The following is a 17,079-nucleotide window of genomic DNA, read 5'->3' as shown; positions in this document are numbered from 1 at the left end:
GCCGCCGTTGCTGCGGCCCCGGCTGCTGCACCGGCCAGCGCCGCTGCTCCTGCCGCCGCTGCAGCCCCAGCTGCCGGCGACGACGCCATCCTGTCGCCAGCTGCGCGCAAGATCGCCGAAGAGGGCGGTATCGACCCGAACAGCATCACCGGCACCGGCAAAGGTGGTCGCGTGACCAAGGAAGACGCCGTTGCCGCAGTGGCTGCGAAGAAGGCTGCTCCTGCTGCAGCGCCTGCTGCCAAGCCGGCTGCTCCGGCTGGTGATGCGCCGCTGTTCGCCGCTGGCGATCGCGTCGAGAAGCGCGTACCGATGACCCGCCTGCGTGCCAAGGTCGCCGAGCGTCTGGTCGAGGCTCAGGCCACCATGGCCATGCTGACCACCTTCAACGAAGTCGACATGACCGAAGTCATGGCGCTGCGTTCGAAGTACAAGGACCTGTTCGAGAAGACCCACAACGGCGTGCGCCTGGGCTTCATGTCCTTCTTCGTCAAGGCCTCCGTCGAGGCGCTGAAGCGCTTCCCGGCGGTCAACGCCTCCATCGACGGCACCGATATCGTCTACCACGGCTACCAGGACATCGGCGTTGCCGTTTCCAGCGACCGTGGCCTGGTCGTGCCGGTACTGCGCAATGCCGAGCTGATGAGCCTGGCCGAAGTCGAAAACGGCATCGCCACCTTCGGCAAGAAGGCCCGTGACGGAAAGCTGTCGATCGAAGAAATGACCGGCGGCACCTTCACCATCACCAACGGTGGTACCTTCGGTTCGATGATGTCGACCCCGATCGTCAACCCGCCGCAGGCCGCCATTCTCGGCATGCACAACATCGTGCAGCGTCCGATGGCCATCAACGGCCAGGTCGTGATCCGCCCGATGATGTACTTGGCGCTGTCCTACGACCACCGCCTGATCGACGGCAAGGAAGCGGTGAGCTTCCTGGTGACCATCAAGAACCTGCTGGAAGACCCGGCTCGTCTGCTGCTGGACATCTGATCCCGAGACTGCGCACAAGGTGGTCCTCACGAGGGACCACCCGGTTTTATTCGAGAAGGAATGAGTTATGACCCAGAAATTCGACGTGGTAGTGATTGGTGCTGGCCCGGGAGGCTACGTTGCTGCCATCAAGGCCGCGCAACTCGGCCTTAAGACCGCTTGCATCGAGAAGTACCAGGACAAGGACGGCAAGGTAGCGCTGGGCGGTACCTGCCTGAACGTCGGCTGCATTCCGTCGAAGGCGCTGCTGGACAGCTCCTACAAGTACCATGAGGCCCACGAAGGCTTCAAAGTCCATGGCATCGAGGCCAAGGGCGTCACCATCGACGTACCGCAGATGGTTGCGCGCAAGAACACCATCATCAAGAACCTGACCGGCGGCGTTGCCGGCCTGTTCAAGTCCAACGGTGTCACCCTGCTGGAAGGCCACGGCAAGCTGCTGGCTGGCAAGAAGGTTGAAGTCACTGCTCTGGACGGCAGCGTTCAGGTGGTCGAGGCCGAGAACGTGATCCTCGCGTCCGGCTCCAAGCCGGTCGACATCCCGCCGGCCCCGGTCGACCAGGATGTGATCGTCGATTCCACCGGCGCCCTGGAATTCCAGGCCGTGCCGAAGAAGCTGGGTGTTATCGGTGCCGGCGTTATCGGTCTGGAGCTGGGTTCCGTTTGGGCTCGTCTGGGGGCCGAAGTCACCGTGCTGGAAGCCATGGACAAGTTCCTTGCCAGCGCCGACGAGCAGATTTCCAAGGAAGCCCTGAAGATCCTCAGCAAGCAGGGTCTGGACATCCGTCTGGGCGCCCGCGTGACCGGCAGCGAAGTGAAGAAGAAGCAGGTCACCGTGACCTTCTCCGACGCCAATGGCGAGCAGAAGATGACCTTCGACAAGCTGATCGTGGCCGTAGGCCGCCGTCCGGTGACCACCGAGCTGCTGGCTGCCGATAGCGGCGTGACCCTGGATGAGCGTGGCTTCATCTATGTCGACGACCAGTGCGCCACCAGCGTTCCGGGCGTCTATGCCATCGGTGACGTGGTGCGTGGCGCGATGCTCGCGCACAAGGCTTCGGAAGAGGGCGTGATGGTTGCCGAGCGCATCGCCGGTCACAAGGCCCAGATGAACTATGATCTGATCCCGTCCGTCATCTACACCCACCCGGAAATCGCATGGGTCGGCAAGACCGAGCAGCAGCTCAAGGCTGAAGGTGTGGCCATCAATGTCGGCACCTTCCCGTTCGCCGCCAGCGGTCGTGCCATGGCCGCCAACGATACCGCCGGTCTGGTCAAGGTCATCGCCGATGCCAACACCGACCGCGTGCTGGGCGTACACGTGATTGGCCCAAGCGCGGCCGAGCTGGTCCAGCAGGGCGCCATCGGCATGGAATTCGGCACCAGTGCCGAAGACCTGGGAATGATGGTGTTCTCGCACCCAACTCTGTCGGAGGCGCTGCACGAAGCCGCCCTGGCGGTGAATGGCCACGCCATCCACATCGCCAACCGCAAGAAGCGTTGATGCGTGTGGCGTCCTGCCTGGCAGGGCGCCGCCGCGTAGGCAAAACCACGGCGGGCGGCCCGTGGCGGTTCGCAAGAACGCGTCGCAGGAATGCCCGTCGGACTGCTAACCAGAGCAGTCACAGGTGGCGCGGTGCCAAGAGCGCAGCGCCGAATGCGCAATACCTAAACGAAGAACGGTAGATAAGCATGAATCTTCACGAGTATCAGGGTAAGCAGCTGTTCGCTGAGTACGGCCTGCCGGTATCCACTGGTTTCGCCGTTGACACCCCGGAAGAAGCGGCTGCGGCCTGCGAAAAGATCGGTGGCAGCGAGTGGGTTGTCAAAGCCCAGGTGCACGCCGGTGGCCGCGGTAAAGCGGGCGGTGTAAAGCTGGTCAAGAACAAGGAAGACGCCAAGGCGTTCGCCGCCAACTGGCTGGGCAAGCGTCTGGTGACTTACCAGACTGACGCCAACGGTCAGCCGGTCAGCAAGATCCTGGTCGAATCCTGCACCGATATCGACAAGGAGCTGTACCTCGGCGCTGTCGTCGATCGCTCCAGCCGCCGTATCGTGTTCATGGCTTCCACCGAAGGTGGCGTGGACATCGAGAAAGTCGCCCACGACACTCCCGAGAAGATCCTCAAGGCCACCATCGATCCGCTGGTTGGCGCTCAGCCGTACCAGGGCCGCGAGCTGGCCTTCCAGCTGGGCCTGAAAGGCGACCAGATCAAGCAGTTCACCCACATCTTCGTTGGCCTGGCCAAGCTGTTCCAGGACTACGACCTGGCGCTGCTGGAAGTGAACCCGCTGGTCATCAAGAAAGACGGCAACCTGCACTGCCTGGACGCCAAGATCAACATCGACAGCAACGCCATGTACCGCCAGCCCAAGCTGCGCGCCATGCATGACCCGTCGCAGGACGATCCGCGCGAAGCCCACGCTGCCAAGTTCGAGCTGAACTACGTAGCCCTGGAAGGCAACATCGGCTGCATGGTCAACGGTGCTGGCCTGGCCATGGGTACCATGGACATCGTCAACCTGCACGGCGGCAAGCCAGCCAACTTCCTCGACGTAGGTGGCGGCGCGACCAAAGAGCGCGTGACCGAAGCCTTCAAGATCATCCTGTCCGACAGCAACGTCGCGGCCGTACTGGTCAACATCTTCGGCGGCATCGTTCGCTGCGACATGATTGCCGAAGGCATCATCGGCGCCGTGAAAGAAGTCGGCGTGAAGATTCCGGTCGTGGTTCGTCTGGAAGGTAACAACGCTGAACTGGGCGCCAAGGTTCTGGCCGAAAGCGGCCTGAACATCATCGCGGCAACCAGCCTGACCGACGCTGCCGAGCAAGTCGTCAAAGCTGCGGAGGGCAAGTAATGAGCGTCCTGATCAATAAAGACACCAAAGTCATCTGCCAGGGCTTCACCGGCTCGCAGGGCACTTTCCACTCCGAACAAGCCATCGCCTACGGCACCAAGATGGTTGGCGGCGTGACTCCGGGCAAGGGCGGCACCACTCACCTGGGCCTGCCGGTGTTCAACACCGTCAAGGAAGCCGTTGAGACTACCGGCGCCACCGCTTCGGTGATCTACGTTCCGGCTCCGTTCTGCAAGGACTCGATCCTGGAAGCAGCTTTCGGCGGCATCAAGCTGATCGTCTGCATCACCGAAGGCATCGCGACCATCGACATGCTGGAAGCCAAGGTCAAGTGCGACGAGCTGGGCGTGACCCTGATCGGCCCGAACTGCCCAGGCGTGATCACTCCCGGCGAGTGCAAGATCGGCATCATGCCGGGTCACATCCACCTGCCAGGCAAAGTCGGTATCGTGTCCCGTTCCGGCACCCTGACCTATGAAGCCGTCAAGCAGACCACTGACGCCGGTTTCGGTCAGTCCACCTGCGTCGGCATCGGTGGTGACCCGATTCCGGGCTCCAACTTCATCGACATCCTGAAGCTGTTCCAGGAAGACCCGAAGACCGAGGCGATCGTGATGATCGGCGAGATCGGTGGTTCCGCTGAAGAAGAAGCTGCTGCCTTCATCAAGGCCAACGTGACCAAGCCGGTGGTGTCCTACATCGCAGGCGTCACCGCGCCGCCCGGCAAGCGCATGGGCCACGCCGGCGCCATCATCTCCGGTGGCAAGGGCACTGCGGACGAGAAGTTCGCTGCCCTGCAGGACGCGGGTGTGAAAACCGTGCGTTCCCTGGCCGACATCGGCAAGGCCCTGGCCGAGCTGACCGGTTGGGAAGTCAAGAAGGCCTAAGGCTTTCGCGACTGGGAAGAGGCCGCCTGCGGGCGGCCTTTTTCATTTCCGCACCGCGATAGTTGTGCCCTGGCGACACTTTGTTGTGCGCCTTCGACAGCCCGACAGGCTCCCGCCACGGCGCGTCGACTAAATCGTTAGTATTGCAATCATTTTCCCGCCAGGCCCCACAAGGGTAGGGCAGGGAAGCCCTGTGGCCATCCTCCAACCGGGATGGTGACGTTTCCCAATCCAGCGGAAACCCTGCCGTTTTCCTATGAATTCCTGCCTGTGGTACTTCCTGCTATGACCCGTTTGAAAAGCCTCGACCTTCTGGCCTTGGGCTTCATGACCTTCGCCCTGTTTCTGGGCGCCGGTAACATCATTTTTCCGCCTAGCGCCGGCATGGCTGCTGGCGAGAACGTCTGGTCCGCCGCCTTCGGCTTCCTCATTACCGGTGTCGGCTTGCCGCTGCTGACCGTGGTCGCGCTGGCCCGCGTCGGTGGCGGCATGGACGAGCTGACCGCGCCACTCGGTCGCAAGGCCGGCACCTTGCTGGCGGTCGCGGTATACCTGGCCATCGGCCCGCTGTTCGCCACCCCGCGCACGGCCGTGGTGTCGTTCGAGATGGGTATTGCGCCCTTCACCGGCAACGATGGCACGCCTCTGCTGATCTACACCCTGGCGTACTTTGCCGCCGTGTTGTTCCTCGCCCTCAACCCCGGGCGCCTGGTGGACAGCGTTGGCAAGTTCATTACCCCGGTATTGCTGGCCTCGCTGCTGGTTCTCGGCGGCGCTGCGCTGTCGGTGCCGGCCGGAGAAATCGGCCAGAGCAGCGAGGCCTACCAGGCCATGCCGTTCGTGAAAGGTTTCCTGGAAGGCTACCTGACCATGGATACCCTCGGCGCCCTGGTGTTCGGCATCGTCATTGCCACCGCCATCCGCGACCGTGGCGTCGAGGATCGTGGCCTGGTGACCCGCTATTCGGTGATCGCCGGGGTAATCGCTGCCACCGGCCTGTCGTTGGTCTACCTGGCGCTGTTCTACCTCGGTGCGACCAGTCAGGGCATCGCCGGCGACGCACAGAACGGCGTGCAGGTGCTGACCAGCTATGTGCAGCACACCTTCGGTCTTTACGGCAGCCTGCTGCTGGCGGTGGTAATCACTTTGGCCTGCCTGACCACGGCCGTGGGGCTGTTGACTGCTTGTGGCGAGTACTTCAGCAAGCTGCTGCCGCTGTCGTACCGCAGCGTGGTGCTGATCTGCGGGCTTTTCAGTCTGGGGGTGGCCAATCAGGGCCTGACCCAACTGATCAGCTTCTCCATTCCGGTGCTGGTCGGCCTCTATCCGTTGGCCATCGTGCTGGTGGGCCTGAGCCTGCTCGGCAGCCTGTGGTGCTCGCCGTCGCGGGTATTCGTGCCGGTCATGTCGGTAGCGCTGCTGTTCGGTCTGGTCGACGGTATCAATGCCGCCGGATTCAAGGACTGGGTGCCGGGCTTCTTCGGCCACCTGCCAATGGCCGAGCAGGGTCTTGGCTGGCTGCTGCCGGTGGCACTGACGCTGCTGGTCGCGGCGGTTTTCGACCGCCTGCGTGGCGAGCCGCAGGTACAGGCCTGCTAAGGCCTCTGGGGCGCGTCTTTGGCGCGCCCAACCGGCTCTTTGGCGCATCTGGCACTTTCTAGCGATTGCCGCTTGCTCAGGTGTACCGGACAATTCGCGGTAACTCTTCAGTAGCTGCCGCCATGTCGCAATCGATCTTCTTCGCCCACGCTAACGGGTTTCCCTCGGCAACCTACGCCAAACTCTTCGCCGCCCTGGCTCCGGACTTCAGTGTTCGGCATCTGGAGCAGCATGGCCATGACCCGCGCTTTCCGGTCAATGACAACTGGGACAATCTGGTCGATGAGCTGATTCTGCATCTGCAGCAGCTTGACGAGCCGGTCTGGGGCGTCGGTCACTCCCTCGGCGGTGTGTTGCACTACCATGCGGCGTTGCGTCACCCGGATCTTTACCGGGGAGTGGTCATGCTCGATTCACCGCTGCTGACCGGGGTCGATCGGCTGGTGATCCGCGCTGCCAAGCGCTTCGGTTTTATCGACCGGATCACACCGGCCGGACGTACGGTCGGTCGTCGTGAATCCTTTGCGGATTTCAGCGAGGCCAAAGCCTACTTCGCCGGCAAGACCCTGTTCAGCCGTTTCGACCCCGATTGCCTGGACGCCTATGTGCGCCACGGTTTGCGCGAGGAGGGGCAGGGCCTGCGGCTGCGCTTCGACCCCGCTACCGAGATCAACATCTACCGCAGCGTGCCCCATACCGTGCCAGGCCGCCCACAACAGCTGCAGGTGCCACTGGCGGTGGTGCGCGGCCGGCATAGCCGGGTGGTGCTACCGCACCATGCACGGCAGGTTGCCCGCGTTCCCCGAGGCGAGTACCACAGCCTGCCCGGTGGCCACATGTTCCCGTTGGAGCGACCGCAGGACACGGCGCAGTTGCTGCGCGATCTGTTCACCCGCTGGCAAGGCCGGCACATGGAGCGTTCGGCATGAGCCTGATCGTGGAAGAAACCCGCTTCAGCCTGCCCCATGTGGAGCTGGCCGCACATATCTTCGGTCCCGAGGACGGTATCCCGGTCATTGCCCTGCATGGCTGGCTGGATAACGCCATGACCTATGCCCGCCTGGCGCCGAAGCTGCAGGGGCTGCGGATCGTGGCCCTGGACTTCCCCGGCCATGGCCACTCCGGACATTACGCCAGCAATTCCAGCTACAGCATGTGGGAGTACCTGGAGGATGTGCTGCTGGTGGCCGAGCAGCTTGGGTGGGAACGTTTTTCCCTGCTCGGGCATTCGCTTGGCGGCATCATCTCGACCCTGTTGGCCGCCGCCGTGCCGGAGCGCATCGAGCGCCTGGCATTGATCGATGGCCTGGTGCCCTATACCGCCGAGGCCGATAGCGCGCCCAAGCGCCTGGGCGACGCACTGCGCGCGCGCCTGGCGGTGCGTGGCAAGCAGAAGCCGGTCTATCCCGATCTGGACAAGGCGGTGCAGGCGCGCATGCGCGGCGTGGTCGCAGTCAGTCGCGAGGCGGCCGAACTGCTGGCCCAGCGCGGTCTGGAACCGGTGCCGGGTGGCTATACCTGGCGTACCGATATCCGCTTGACTCTGCCTTCGGTGATGCGCCTGACTTTCGCCCATGTCGAACAGTTCGTGCAGGCCGTGCAGTGCCCGGTCAGCCTGATCCTCGCCGAGGGAGGGCAGATGAATGTCGAGCCAAGGCTGAAGGGTTTGATAGAGAGCACTGACTTCGAGGCTCGCATATTGCCGGGCGGGCATCACCTGCACCTGAATGACGAGGCGGGTGCGCAGCAGGTCGCAGACTGTTTCAATCCATTCTTCCAGCGCCCTTGACGCGGCCTCGGCAACTGCCGAGGCTTGCGGGAGCGCAACGGGAGAATTGCATGATCGAGCTATATACAGCCGCCACCCCCAATGGCCACAAGATTTCCATCGCCCTCGAGGAGCTGGGGCTGCCCTACGAAGTACATGCCTTGTCCTTCGACAAGAAAGAGCAGAAAACTCCGGAGTTCCTCCGCATCAACCCCAATGGCCGCATCCCGGCCATCGTCGACGACGGCTTCGCGGTGTTCGAGTCCGGAGCCATCCTCATCTACCTCGCCGAGAAAACCGGCCAGCTCATGCCCTGCGACGCCAAGGGACGTTCCCTGGTGTTGCAGTGGCTGATGTTCCAGATGGGCGGGGTAGGGCCGATGCAGGGTCAGGCCAATGTGTTCTTCCGCTATTTTCCGGAGAAGCTGCAAGGCGCCATCGACCGCTACCAGCACGAGACCCGGCGTCTCTACGAGGTACTCGACAGTCGCCTGGGCGAGGCCGAGTACCTGGCTGGCGATTACAGCATCGCCGATATCGCGACCTACCCCTGGGTGCGCGTGCATGACTGGGCGGGTGTTTCGGTGGATGGCCTGGAGCATCTGCAGCGCTGGCTGGCTGCGCTCGGCGAGCGCCCGGCAGTGCAGCGTGGCCTGTTGGTGCCGCGTCGCCCGGATGATGAAAACAGCGTGGTGAAAACCGCGCAAAGCATGCTGACACGCTGAGGATGCGCATGCGCCGTTATCTAGTGTTGTGCCTGAGTCTGTGCAGCATCCCCGCCCTGGCCGCCGATGTTCCGGGCAGCCAGGATCTGGAAGCCCTGCCGCGCTATCCGCGCGCGGAAATCGTCGATTACCACGAGGCGGTCAATGAGGAACGGCGCTATCCACTGGATGGTGTGCGTCGTATCAGCGGCCAGTTGCGCATGTCGCGCGAGGTGCTTGCCGAGGGGCGCGTACGGGCGCTGACCTACCGCCTGCCGGACGAGCACGCCCCGCGCGATGTATTGGAGCAGGCCCGCGCCCAGCTGGAGCAGGCTGGCGCGCAACTGCTGTTCTGGTGCGAGGGCCGCGATTGTGGTTCGAGCAGCCTGTTTGCCAATGCCATCTTCGGCAATGCCAAGCTCTATGGCCCCGAGGAGCGACAGAGCTACCTGCTCTTGCGTCTGGCCGAGCCCCAGCAGGACAGCCTGCTGGCCCTGTACGGCATCACCCGAGGCAATCGTCGTTCCTACCTGCACGCTGAACAGCTGGATGCGGCTACGCCGCTACCGCTGATCCTGCCGGCGCCAGCCACGCTGCTGCGACTGCTGCGCCAGAGCGAGCAATTGGCGCTGCCGAAACTGGGCGAGCCGGATGAGCCCTGGGCCGAGCTGCTGGCCAATACCCTGTTGCTCGACCGCACCTTGCGCGTCAGCCTCAACGGCTCCACGGCGGCGGCCTGGCGAACTGCGCTGGAACAGCGCGGAGTGCGCAGCAGTCGTCTGGAAACCGGCGAAACAGAGGGCTCTGGCCTGTTGTTACGGATGCTGCGCTAACGCATGATGGCGGGCCGGACGGCGTTCGTCCGGTGTCAGGGGTTGCCAACGATGTTGAACAATGATCGTCTGCTGGTGCAGATACTCTTGCTGGTTCTGCTGGGTGCCTGCGCCTGGGTGCTGGCACCATTCTTCTCGGCACTGTTCTGGGCCGCCGTACTGGCCTTCGCCAGTTGGCCGCTGATGCGCCTGCTCAGCCGTGCGCTGAACGGCCGCAATACGGCGGCTGCCGGCATTCTTACCGCCGGCTGGATGATTCTGGTGGCGGTGCCGTTGGTGTGGCTCGGCTTCAACCTGGCGGACCATATTCGCGACGCCAACGAGTTGTTCAAGAACTTTCAGGTCGACGGTTTGCCTGCGCCTCCCAGCTGGCTTTCCGGGTTGCCGCTGGTGGGGGAGAGTCTGACCGAGCTGTGGCATCGGGTGGATCGTGAAGGTGGCGAGCTGCTTGCCAGCGTGCGCCCCTACCTGGGTCAGGTCGGCAACTGGGTGCTGGCGCGTAGCGCGCAGCTCGGCGGCGGCATGCTGGAGCTGACGCTGAGCCTGGTGCTGGTGTTCTTCTTCTATCGCGACGGGCCGCGCCTGGCCGCTTTCACGCAGAGCATGCTGCAGCGCCTGATCGGTGATCGTGCCGAACACTATCTGGAACTGGTGGCCGGCACCGTGCAGCGGGTGGTCAATGGCGTGATCGGCACCGCTGTGGCCCAGGCCCTGCTGGCACTGATCGGTTTCTACATCGCGGGTGTGCCCGGTGCACTGGTGCTGGGCCTGCTGACCTTCCTGCTCAGCCTGATCCCCATGGGGCCGCCGCTGGTCTGGGGGCCGGCCACTGCCTGGCTGGTAAGCCAGGGCGAATATGGCATGGCGATCTTCCTCGGCATCTGGGGCACATTCGTCGTCAGCGGCGTGGACAACGTGCTCAAGCCCTACCTGATCAGTCGCGGTGGCAACCTGCCGTTGGTGGTGGTGCTGCTCGGCGTGTTCGGCGGCATCCTGGCCTTCGGTTTCATGGGCCTGTTCCTTGGCCCGACCTTGCTGGCCGTGGCCTTCAACCTGCTCGACGACTGGGTCAAGAACGTGCAGGAGCCCCCCGCACAGGCATAGCGGGATGGGGTTGGCATCCGCGGCGCCCCAGGCTTGGTCGGCACTGGCGCTGATGGTAGCCTGCGGCACCTGCGGAGTTTTGCGCAGGTGCGGCAATGCATCGAGTCTCAGGCCGCGACGGAGTCCGTAGAGGCACTGCGCGGTTCAGGGAAGAAAGACCAACACACAGTACGGAACATTCCATGAAGAAAATTGCAGGTATCGCTGTAGGCACCCTGGTAGCCGTGGCGGCAGTCGGCACGGCCGGCGCCTGGTACACCGGCAACCAGTTGCCCACGGTACTGGATGCGTCGATCAAGCAGGCCAACGACGAAATGGCCAAGAATCTCCCCGCAGTCGGTTTGAGTGCCTCCATCGAGCTGCTGTCGCTGGATCGTCAGTTCTTCAGCAGCGAGGCGCGTTACCGGGTCACGTTCAGCGGCGCCTTCGACGGTGAGCAGGTGCAGGATTTCGAACTGATTGTCGCCGACCATATCGAGCACGGACCTTTCCCGCTGTCGCGCCTCAAGGCCGTCAAGCTGATGCCGGTACTGGCCACCAGCAACTACGTGCTGGAGCAGAACCCGCAGTTGGAAAAATGGTTCGCCGCCACCGCCGGTACGTCGCCGCTGACCGGCCAGGTCAGCCTCGGCTATGACAACTCGCTGAGCGGCACGCTGCAGATCAAGCCCCTGGAGACGGCGGTGGATGAGCACACGGCTGTGAGCTTCAGCGGCCTCGACATCGACTTCGACAGCACAGCCCAGGCCAAGGCGATCAACGCCCAGGGCAGCATGGGCAACCTGCGGATCAAGTCCCGCCTGGAGTCCAGTGATGCGCCGCTGACCATCGAAATCAAGGGCATGACCCTGAACAGCCAGACCGAGAAGGGCGCCAGCGACTTCTACCTGGGCAGCAACGAAGTGCGCCTGCAAGCCATCGAGGTGCTGGTCGGCGACGATATGCCGATCGTGCTCAAGGACGTGGTGCAGCGCGACGAGACCGCCGAGGCCGATGGCAAGTTGTCGGCACGCTATGGCTACGACGTCGGCATGGTCAGTTTCCAGGGCCATGACCTGGGCTCCTCGCAGATGCTGTGGAGCATGAAGAATCTCGACGGCTCCGCCCTGCAATCCCTGGTGGCTCTGTATGGCGACCTGATGCAGAGCGACTGGCAGTACCAGAAAACCAGCAGCGAGACCGGTATGCCGGAACTGTCCGAGGCGCAGCAGGCGCAACTGATGGTCGACCTGGAGAAGCTGCTGGCCGGCAACCCCGGCATTGCGCTGGAGAAGCTGGCGTTCAAGACCGCCAATGGCGAGAGCAGCCTGAGCCTGGCCCTGGACCTGGGCAAGCCCGAGTCCTTCGAGCTGCCGCCGCCGCTGCTGGCCAAACAGCTGATCACTCAGCTCGACGCCAAGCTGGTGGTGTCCAAGGCCATGATCGGTGACGTGATCGGCCTGCAGGCCGCCATCGCCGGTGAAACCGACCAGGACGCCATTGCCCAGCAGGCCTCAATGATGACCGAGATGGCCAGCGGCATGGCCCAGGCTTCCGAGCTGGCGAGGGTGGATGGCGACAACATCGTCACCAGCCTGCATTACGCCGATGACAAGGTCGACTTCAACGGCAAGCAGATGACGGTCGAGGAGTTCGTCGCCATGGCGTTCGCCACCGGCGCGGGTCTCGGCGGCATGGGCGGAGCGTCGATGGATGACGAGATGCCCGACATGAGCGAGCTGGAAGGTCTGGAAACAGACGAAGACGCCGAAGCAGTCGAACTGCAGTAAAGCGTTTGCGCCGAAAAGGCCCGTATTTCCCGAAAGGGAAGTACGGGCCTTTGTGTTTTTAGGCGCTTAGGTTCAGCTCGACTGCTAGCGGGCACTGTCCTGATAGTGCTTGAGCCGCTTGGCGATCAGCCCCGAGTGGTTTTTCTCTTCGCTGCCGCCTGGCCTGGGGCGCAGGGCGATTGCTTCGAGCAGGCTGCTCAGCTCGCCCCGGCTGATGCTTCCGCTGCCATCACTGTTTCGCTGGTTGAACAACTCCTCGCCAACGGCTGCGCTCTGCTGCGCTGGAGCGAGCTGTGACTGGTGACACCAGGGGGCATGGAACTCATTCCTGTTGCTGGTGAAGAAGCCCCACCTTGCGCTGCTCCGGGGTAATGCCTGGGCCGTGATCGACCACCGGCACCCGCTGCGGGTTGTCATGCCGCTCGATCTCGGCATGCTCGGCGCTGCGAGTATCGGCAGTGTGTCGCCGCTAATACAGAACATCTTTACGCATTCTTTATGCCCAGCCGCCCATGCGGCAATCGCGCCTTTACGCCCACCAGCAGAAGAATGCTCGCAAGGCGGTGCAGACCGCATAACGGAGCATAAACATGAGCATTCTCGACGGGGTGTCCCTGGGCCTGGCCCTGGGGCTTTTCATTTATTTGCTGGTTGCGCTGCTGCGCGCCGGACGGCAGAGCTAGGAGGCCCCATGCAAGTCCAAGACTACTGGCTGATTCTGGCCTTCTTCGTGCTGGTACTGGTGCCGGCCCCCTTCCTCGGCCGCTACTTCTTCAACGCCATGGAGGGCAAACGCAACCTGCTGAGCCCCGTGCTGCAACCGTTGGAGCGCCTGTGCTACCGCGTGTCCGGAGTCGACCCTGAGCGCGATCAGGATTGGAAGACCTACAGCCTGGCGCTGCTGGCCTTCAGTGCCGTAAGCCTGGTGGTGCTGTTCACCATCCTCATGCTGCAGCAACTGCTGCCGCTCAATCCGCAGCAGCTACCGGGCCTGGAGTGGACCCTGGCGTTCAACACCGCGGTGAGCTTCGTCACCAACACCAACTGGCAGGCCTATAGCGGCGAGGCGCAGCTGAGCTACTTCAGCCAGATGGTCGGCCTGGGTGTGCAGAACTTCGTCAGCCCGGCAGTCGGCCTGGCCATCCTGGTGGCCTTCGCCCGTGGCATCGCACGCAAGTCGAGCAATGGCATCGGCAACTTCTGGGTCGATGTGACCCGCGCCGTGCTCTACGTGCTGCTGCCGTTGTGCGTGCCGCTGGCCATCTTCCTGGTCTGGCAGGGCGTGCCGCAGAGTTTCATGGACTATGTGCAGGCCAAGACCCTGCTCGGCGCCGACCAGAGCATTCCGCTCGGCCCGGCCGCCAGCCAGATCGCCATCAAGCAGCTCGGCACCAACGGTGGTGGCTTCTTCGGCGTGAACTCGGCGCACCCGCTCGAGAATCCGAATGCCTGGAGCAACCTGTTCGAGTGCGCGGCGATCCTGCTGATCCCGGCCGCCCTGGTGTTCACCTTCGGCCACTACGTCAAGGACCTGCGCCAGAGCCGCGCCATCCTGGCCAGCATGCTGATCCTGTTCGTCGTCGGTTTCGCCGTCACCCTGTGGGCCGAATCGCAGCCCAACCCGGCCCTGGCCAGCCTGCCGATCGAGCAGAGCGGTTCGCTGGAAGGCAAGGAGGCGCGCTTCGGCACCACCGCCTCGGCGCTCTGGGCGACGGCCACCACGGCTGCCTCCAACGGCTCGGTCAACGCCATGCACGACAGCTTCAGCGCCATCGGCGGGCTGGTGCCGATGTTCAACATGATGCTCGGCGAGGTGATCTTTGGCGGCGTCGGCGCCGGCCTCTACGGCATGCTGCTGTTCGTCCTGATCGCGGTGTTCCTCGCCGGCCTGATGATCGGTCGCACCCCGGAATACCTGGGCAAGAAGCTGGAAGCCAAGGAAGTCCGTCTGCTGGTCGCCACTCTGCTGGTGATGCCGATTGGCGTACTGGTGTTCTGCGCCCTGGCGGTGAGCCTGGGTGGCCCGGCGGCCTCCATCAGCAATCCGGGCGCCCACGGTTTGAGCCAGGCGCTGTATGCCTACACCTCGGGTACCGCCAACAACGGCTCGGCCTTCGCCGGCTTCGGCGCGGGCACCCCGTACCACAACCTGATGATCGGCCTGGCCATGTTGATCGGCCGCTTCGGCTACATCCTGCCGATCCTTGCCATCGCCGGTAGCCTGGCGGCGAAGCGACGTGCACCGGTGGACGGCAACAGCTTCCCGACCCACGGCCCGCTGTTCGTCATCCTGCTGGTACTGACCATCCTGCTGGTCGGCGGCCTGACCTTCCTGCCGGCGCTGGCCCTGGGCCCGCTGGCCGAACACCTGGCGTTCTAAGGGAGAACCATCATGAATGCCCCTGTACAGGCGCAGAACAGCGCCAAGACTGCAAAATCTCAAACCAAAACCAGCTTTTCCGCGCTATGGCAGCCGGCGCTCAAGCAGGCCTTCGTCAAACTCGATCCGCGCCAGCTGCTGCGCTCGCCGGTGATGCTGGTGGTGGAGATCACCGCCATCCTCACCACGGTGCTGTGCTTCGTGCCCTCTGCTCAACCAGGAGCGGGGGCGGTCTCCACCGGCCTGGCCGTGCAGGTCGCCCTGTGGCTGTGGTTCACCGTGCTCTTCGCCAACTTCGCCGAGGCCCTGGCCGAAGGGCGCGGCAAGGCCCGCGCCGACAGCCTCAAGGCCGGCAGCCAGGGCCTGACCGCGCGGCGCAAGACCGGTGAACAGTTCCAGGTGGTCGCCGCCAGCCAGCTGCGCCGTGGCGACATCGTGCGCGTCGAGGCCGGCGAGCTGATCCCCGGCGACGGCGAGGTGATCGAAGGCATCGCCGCGGTCAACGAGGCGGCCATCACCGGTGAGTCCGCGCCGGTGATTCGCGAGTCCGGCGGCGACCGCTCGGCGGTCACCGGCAACACCCGCGTGGTGTCCGACTGGCTGCTGGTGCAGATCACCGCCAACCCGGGCGAGTCGACGCTGGACCGCATGATCGCCCTGGTCGAAGGTGCCAAGCGGCAGAAGACGCCGAACGAGGTGGCGCTGGACATCCTGCTGATCGGCCTGACCCTGATCTTCCTGCTGGTGGTGGCCACCCTGCAGCCGTTTGCCCGCTATGCCGGCGGCGACCTGCCGCTGGTGTACCTGGCCGCGCTGCTGGTGACGTTGATCCCGACCACCATCGGTGGGCTGCTGTCGGCCATCGGCATCGCCGGCATGGACCGCCTGGTGCGCCTCAACGTGATCGCCAAGTCCGGCCGCGCGGTGGAGGCGGCGGGAGACGTGCACGTGCTGCTGCTGGACAAGACCGGCACCATCACCTTCGGCAACCGCCGCTGCAGCGCGGTGATCAAGGCGCCGGGCGTCAACGGCAAGGAACTGTCGGAGGCGGCGCTGCTGGCTTCGCTGGCTGACGACACCCCGGAAGGCAAGTCCATCGTCGAATACCTGCGCCCGCTGACCAGCCTGCAGGAACCGGTGCGCCAGGAGGTTCGTGCTATCGCCTTTAGCGCCGAGACCCGTCTGTCCGGTGTCGACTGGAACGGCCACAGCTACCGCAAGGGTGCCGTGGATGCGGTGCTGCGCTACCTCGGCCTGAGCCGCGAGGAGATGCCGGCGCCGCTGGCCCGCGAGGTGGAGAAGATCGCCCAGAGCGGTGGCACGCCGCTGCTGGTGGCCGGCGACGGCCAGCTGCTCGGTGCCATCCATCTCAAGGACGTGGTCAAGCCGGGCATCCGCGAACGTTTCGCCGAACTGCGCGCCATGGGCATCCGCACCGTGATGGTGACCGGCGACAACCCGCTGACCGCGGCGGCCATCGCCGCCGAGGCCGGCGTGGATGACCTGATCGCCGAGGCCACGCCGGAGAAGAAGCTGCAGCGTATCCGCAGCGAGCAGGCCGAGGGCAAGATGGTCGCCATGTGCGGCGACGGCGCCAACGACGCCCCGGCGCTGGCCCAGGCCGACGTCGGCCTGGCGATGAACGACGGCACCCAGGCCGCCCGCGAGGCCGCCAACCTGGTCGACCTGGATTCGGACCCGACCAAGCTGCTGGACGTGGTGCAGGTGGGCAAGGAGCTGCTGGTGACCCGCGGCGCGCTGACCACCTTCTCGGTGGCCAACGACGTGGCCAAGTACTTCGCCATCCTCCCGGCGCTGTTCGCCGGCATCTACCCGCAGCTCGGCGCGCTCAACGTCATGCAGCTGCACAGCCCGCAGAGCGCCATCCTCTCGGCCATTGTGTTCAACGCGTTGATCATCATCGCGCTGATCCCCCTGGCCCTGCGCGGGGTGCGGGTCAAGGCGCTGGACGCGGCCAGCCTGCTGCGGCGCAACCTGCTGATCTACGGCCTGGGTGGCATCCTCGCACCCTTTGTCGGGATCAAGCTGATAGATGCGCTGCTGGCGGCAGTGGGGTTGGTGTAGTGATTTTTCTCCCCTCTCCCGCTTGCGGGAGAGGGGCTGGGGGATAGGGTAATGGCACACAGAAGCCCTCTCCCTAACCCTCTCCCATAAATGGGAGAGGG

Annotated in this window: 15 protein-coding genes; 14 read left to right on the top strand and 1 reads right to left on the bottom strand. The window is 64.2% G+C overall.

Annotation, left to right across the window (positions count from 1 at the left end; genetic code table 11):
• The 11 genes from odhB to AYB31_RS07395 all read left to right on the top strand — a co-directional run.
• Nucleotides 1–990 (top strand): 2-oxoglutarate dehydrogenase complex dihydrolipoyllysine-residue succinyltransferase (odhB, locus tag AYB31_RS07445; protein ID WP_068827293.1); only part of this gene is annotated, 990 nt, incomplete at its 5' end.
• Nucleotides 991–1,057: 67 nt separating this feature from the next.
• Complete coding sequence (lpdA, locus tag AYB31_RS07440) at nucleotides 1,058–2,494, top strand: dihydrolipoyl dehydrogenase (protein WP_068827289.1); 1,437 nt, start codon at nucleotides 1,058–1,060, stop codon at nucleotides 2,492–2,494.
• A gap of 188 nt (nucleotides 2,495–2,682) precedes the next feature.
• The gene (gene sucC, locus AYB31_RS07435; protein ID WP_068827287.1) at nucleotides 2,683–3,849 is read left to right on the top strand and encodes an ADP-forming succinate--CoA ligase subunit beta; all 1,167 of its coding nucleotides are present in this window, start codon (nucleotides 2,683–2,685) and stop codon (nucleotides 3,847–3,849) included.
• Nucleotides 3,849–4,736 (top strand): succinate--CoA ligase subunit alpha, encoded by an 888-nt coding sequence (gene sucD, locus AYB31_RS07430; protein ID WP_068827285.1) that lies wholly within the window; start codon nucleotides 3,849–3,851, stop codon nucleotides 4,734–4,736. The genes sucC and sucD overlap by 1 nt, the downstream gene beginning before the upstream one ends.
• Nucleotides 4,737–5,021: 285 nt before the next feature.
• Entirely contained in the window at nucleotides 5,022–6,335 is a 1,314-nt protein-coding gene (gene brnQ, locus AYB31_RS07425; RefSeq protein ID WP_068827283.1) for a branched-chain amino acid transport system II carrier protein, read from the top strand.
• A gap of 122 nt (nucleotides 6,336–6,457) precedes the next feature.
• Entirely contained in the window at nucleotides 6,458–7,264 is an 807-nt protein-coding gene (locus tag AYB31_RS07420) for an alpha/beta fold hydrolase (RefSeq protein ID WP_068827282.1), read from the top strand.
• On the top strand, nucleotides 7,261–8,124 hold the full coding sequence (locus tag AYB31_RS07415) for an alpha/beta fold hydrolase (RefSeq protein ID WP_068827281.1): 864 nt from the start codon (nucleotides 7,261–7,263) through the stop codon (nucleotides 8,122–8,124). The genes AYB31_RS07420 and AYB31_RS07415 overlap by 4 nt, the downstream gene beginning before the upstream one ends.
• A 50-nt stretch (nucleotides 8,125–8,174) precedes the next feature.
• On the top strand, nucleotides 8,175–8,828 hold the full coding sequence (locus tag AYB31_RS07410; RefSeq protein ID WP_068827280.1) for a glutathione S-transferase family protein: 654 nt from the start codon (nucleotides 8,175–8,177) through the stop codon (nucleotides 8,826–8,828).
• Between the two features lie 8 nt (nucleotides 8,829–8,836).
• Complete coding sequence (locus AYB31_RS07405; RefSeq protein WP_068827315.1) at nucleotides 8,837–9,640, top strand: DUF4892 domain-containing protein; 804 nt, start codon at nucleotides 8,837–8,839, stop codon at nucleotides 9,638–9,640.
• Between the two features lie 51 nt (nucleotides 9,641–9,691).
• A complete protein-coding gene (locus AYB31_RS07400; RefSeq protein WP_068827279.1) occupies nucleotides 9,692–10,744 on the top strand; it encodes an AI-2E family transporter in 1,053 nt (350 codons plus the stop codon).
• 182 nt (nucleotides 10,745–10,926) lie between these two features.
• Complete coding sequence (locus tag AYB31_RS07395; RefSeq protein WP_068827278.1) at nucleotides 10,927–12,513, top strand: YdgA family protein; 1,587 nt, start codon at nucleotides 10,927–10,929, stop codon at nucleotides 12,511–12,513.
• Nucleotides 12,514–12,597: 84 nt separating this feature from the next.
• Here the strand turns inward: AYB31_RS07395 and AYB31_RS07390 are convergent, their stop codons facing one another.
• Nucleotides 12,598–12,930, bottom strand: coding sequence for a hypothetical protein (locus AYB31_RS07390; RefSeq protein WP_153020663.1), 333 nt, complete (start codon nucleotides 12,928–12,930; stop codon nucleotides 12,598–12,600).
• Nucleotides 12,931–13,103: 173 nt separating this feature from the next.
• Here AYB31_RS07390 and AYB31_RS07385 point away from each other — a divergent pair, with 173 nt between their 5' ends.
• Genes AYB31_RS07385 through kdpB form a run of 3 tightly spaced genes read left to right on the top strand, consistent with a single transcriptional unit; the run spans nucleotide 13,104 to nucleotide 16,978 of the window.
• On the top strand, nucleotides 13,104–13,196 hold the full coding sequence (locus AYB31_RS07385; RefSeq protein ID WP_061904356.1) for a potassium-transporting ATPase subunit F: 93 nt from the start codon (nucleotides 13,104–13,106) through the stop codon (nucleotides 13,194–13,196).
• A gap of 8 nt (nucleotides 13,197–13,204) precedes the next feature.
• Entirely contained in the window at nucleotides 13,205–14,893 is a 1,689-nt protein-coding gene (gene kdpA, locus AYB31_RS07380; protein WP_068827274.1) for a potassium-transporting ATPase subunit KdpA, read from the top strand.
• A gap of 12 nt (nucleotides 14,894–14,905) precedes the next feature.
• The gene (kdpB, locus tag AYB31_RS07375; RefSeq protein WP_068827271.1) at nucleotides 14,906–16,978 is read left to right on the top strand and encodes a potassium-transporting ATPase subunit KdpB; all 2,073 of its coding nucleotides are present in this window, start codon (nucleotides 14,906–14,908) and stop codon (nucleotides 16,976–16,978) included.
• Nucleotides 16,979–17,079: the final 101 nt, after the last annotated feature.

The sequence above is a fragment of the Pseudomonas sp. BMS12 genome (assembly GCF_001592875.1).
In the GTDB taxonomy this organism is placed as follows: Bacteria; Pseudomonadota; Gammaproteobacteria; order Pseudomonadales; family Pseudomonadaceae; genus Aquipseudomonas.
The sequence above is the reverse complement of the archived record's forward strand: the minus strand, read 5'-3'. Positions and strand labels throughout refer to the sequence as shown.

Bases quoted from the DNA above. Each gene is read 5' to 3' on its own strand.
- lpdA (WP_068827289.1), top strand. From the start codon at position 1,058: ATGACCCAGAAATTCGACGTGGTAGTGATTGGTGCTGGCCCGGGAGGC.
- sucC (WP_068827287.1), top strand. From the start codon at position 2,683: ATGAATCTTCACGAGTATCAGGGTAAGCAGCTGTTCGCTGAGTACGGC.
- sucD (WP_068827285.1), top strand. From the start codon at position 3,849: ATGAGCGTCCTGATCAATAAAGACACCAAAGTCATCTGCCAGGGCTTC.
- brnQ (WP_068827283.1), top strand. From the start codon at position 5,022: ATGACCCGTTTGAAAAGCCTCGACCTTCTGGCCTTGGGCTTCATGACC.
- AYB31_RS07420 (WP_068827282.1), top strand. From the start codon at position 6,458: ATGTCGCAATCGATCTTCTTCGCCCACGCTAACGGGTTTCCCTCGGCA.
- AYB31_RS07415 (WP_068827281.1), top strand. From the start codon at position 7,261: ATGAGCCTGATCGTGGAAGAAACCCGCTTCAGCCTGCCCCATGTGGAG.
- AYB31_RS07410 (WP_068827280.1), top strand. From the start codon at position 8,175: ATGATCGAGCTATATACAGCCGCCACCCCCAATGGCCACAAGATTTCC.
- AYB31_RS07405 (WP_068827315.1), top strand. From the start codon at position 8,837: ATGCGCCGTTATCTAGTGTTGTGCCTGAGTCTGTGCAGCATCCCCGCC.
- AYB31_RS07400 (WP_068827279.1), top strand. From the start codon at position 9,692: ATGTTGAACAATGATCGTCTGCTGGTGCAGATACTCTTGCTGGTTCTG.
- AYB31_RS07395 (WP_068827278.1), top strand. From the start codon at position 10,927: ATGAAGAAAATTGCAGGTATCGCTGTAGGCACCCTGGTAGCCGTGGCG.
- AYB31_RS07390 (WP_153020663.1), bottom strand. From the start codon at position 12,930: ATGACAACCCGCAGCGGGTGCCGGTGGTCGATCACGGCCCAGGCATTA.
- AYB31_RS07385 (WP_061904356.1), top strand. From the start codon at position 13,104: ATGAGCATTCTCGACGGGGTGTCCCTGGGCCTGGCCCTGGGGCTTTTC.
- kdpA (WP_068827274.1), top strand. From the start codon at position 13,205: ATGCAAGTCCAAGACTACTGGCTGATTCTGGCCTTCTTCGTGCTGGTA.
- kdpB (WP_068827271.1), top strand. From the start codon at position 14,906: ATGAATGCCCCTGTACAGGCGCAGAACAGCGCCAAGACTGCAAAATCT.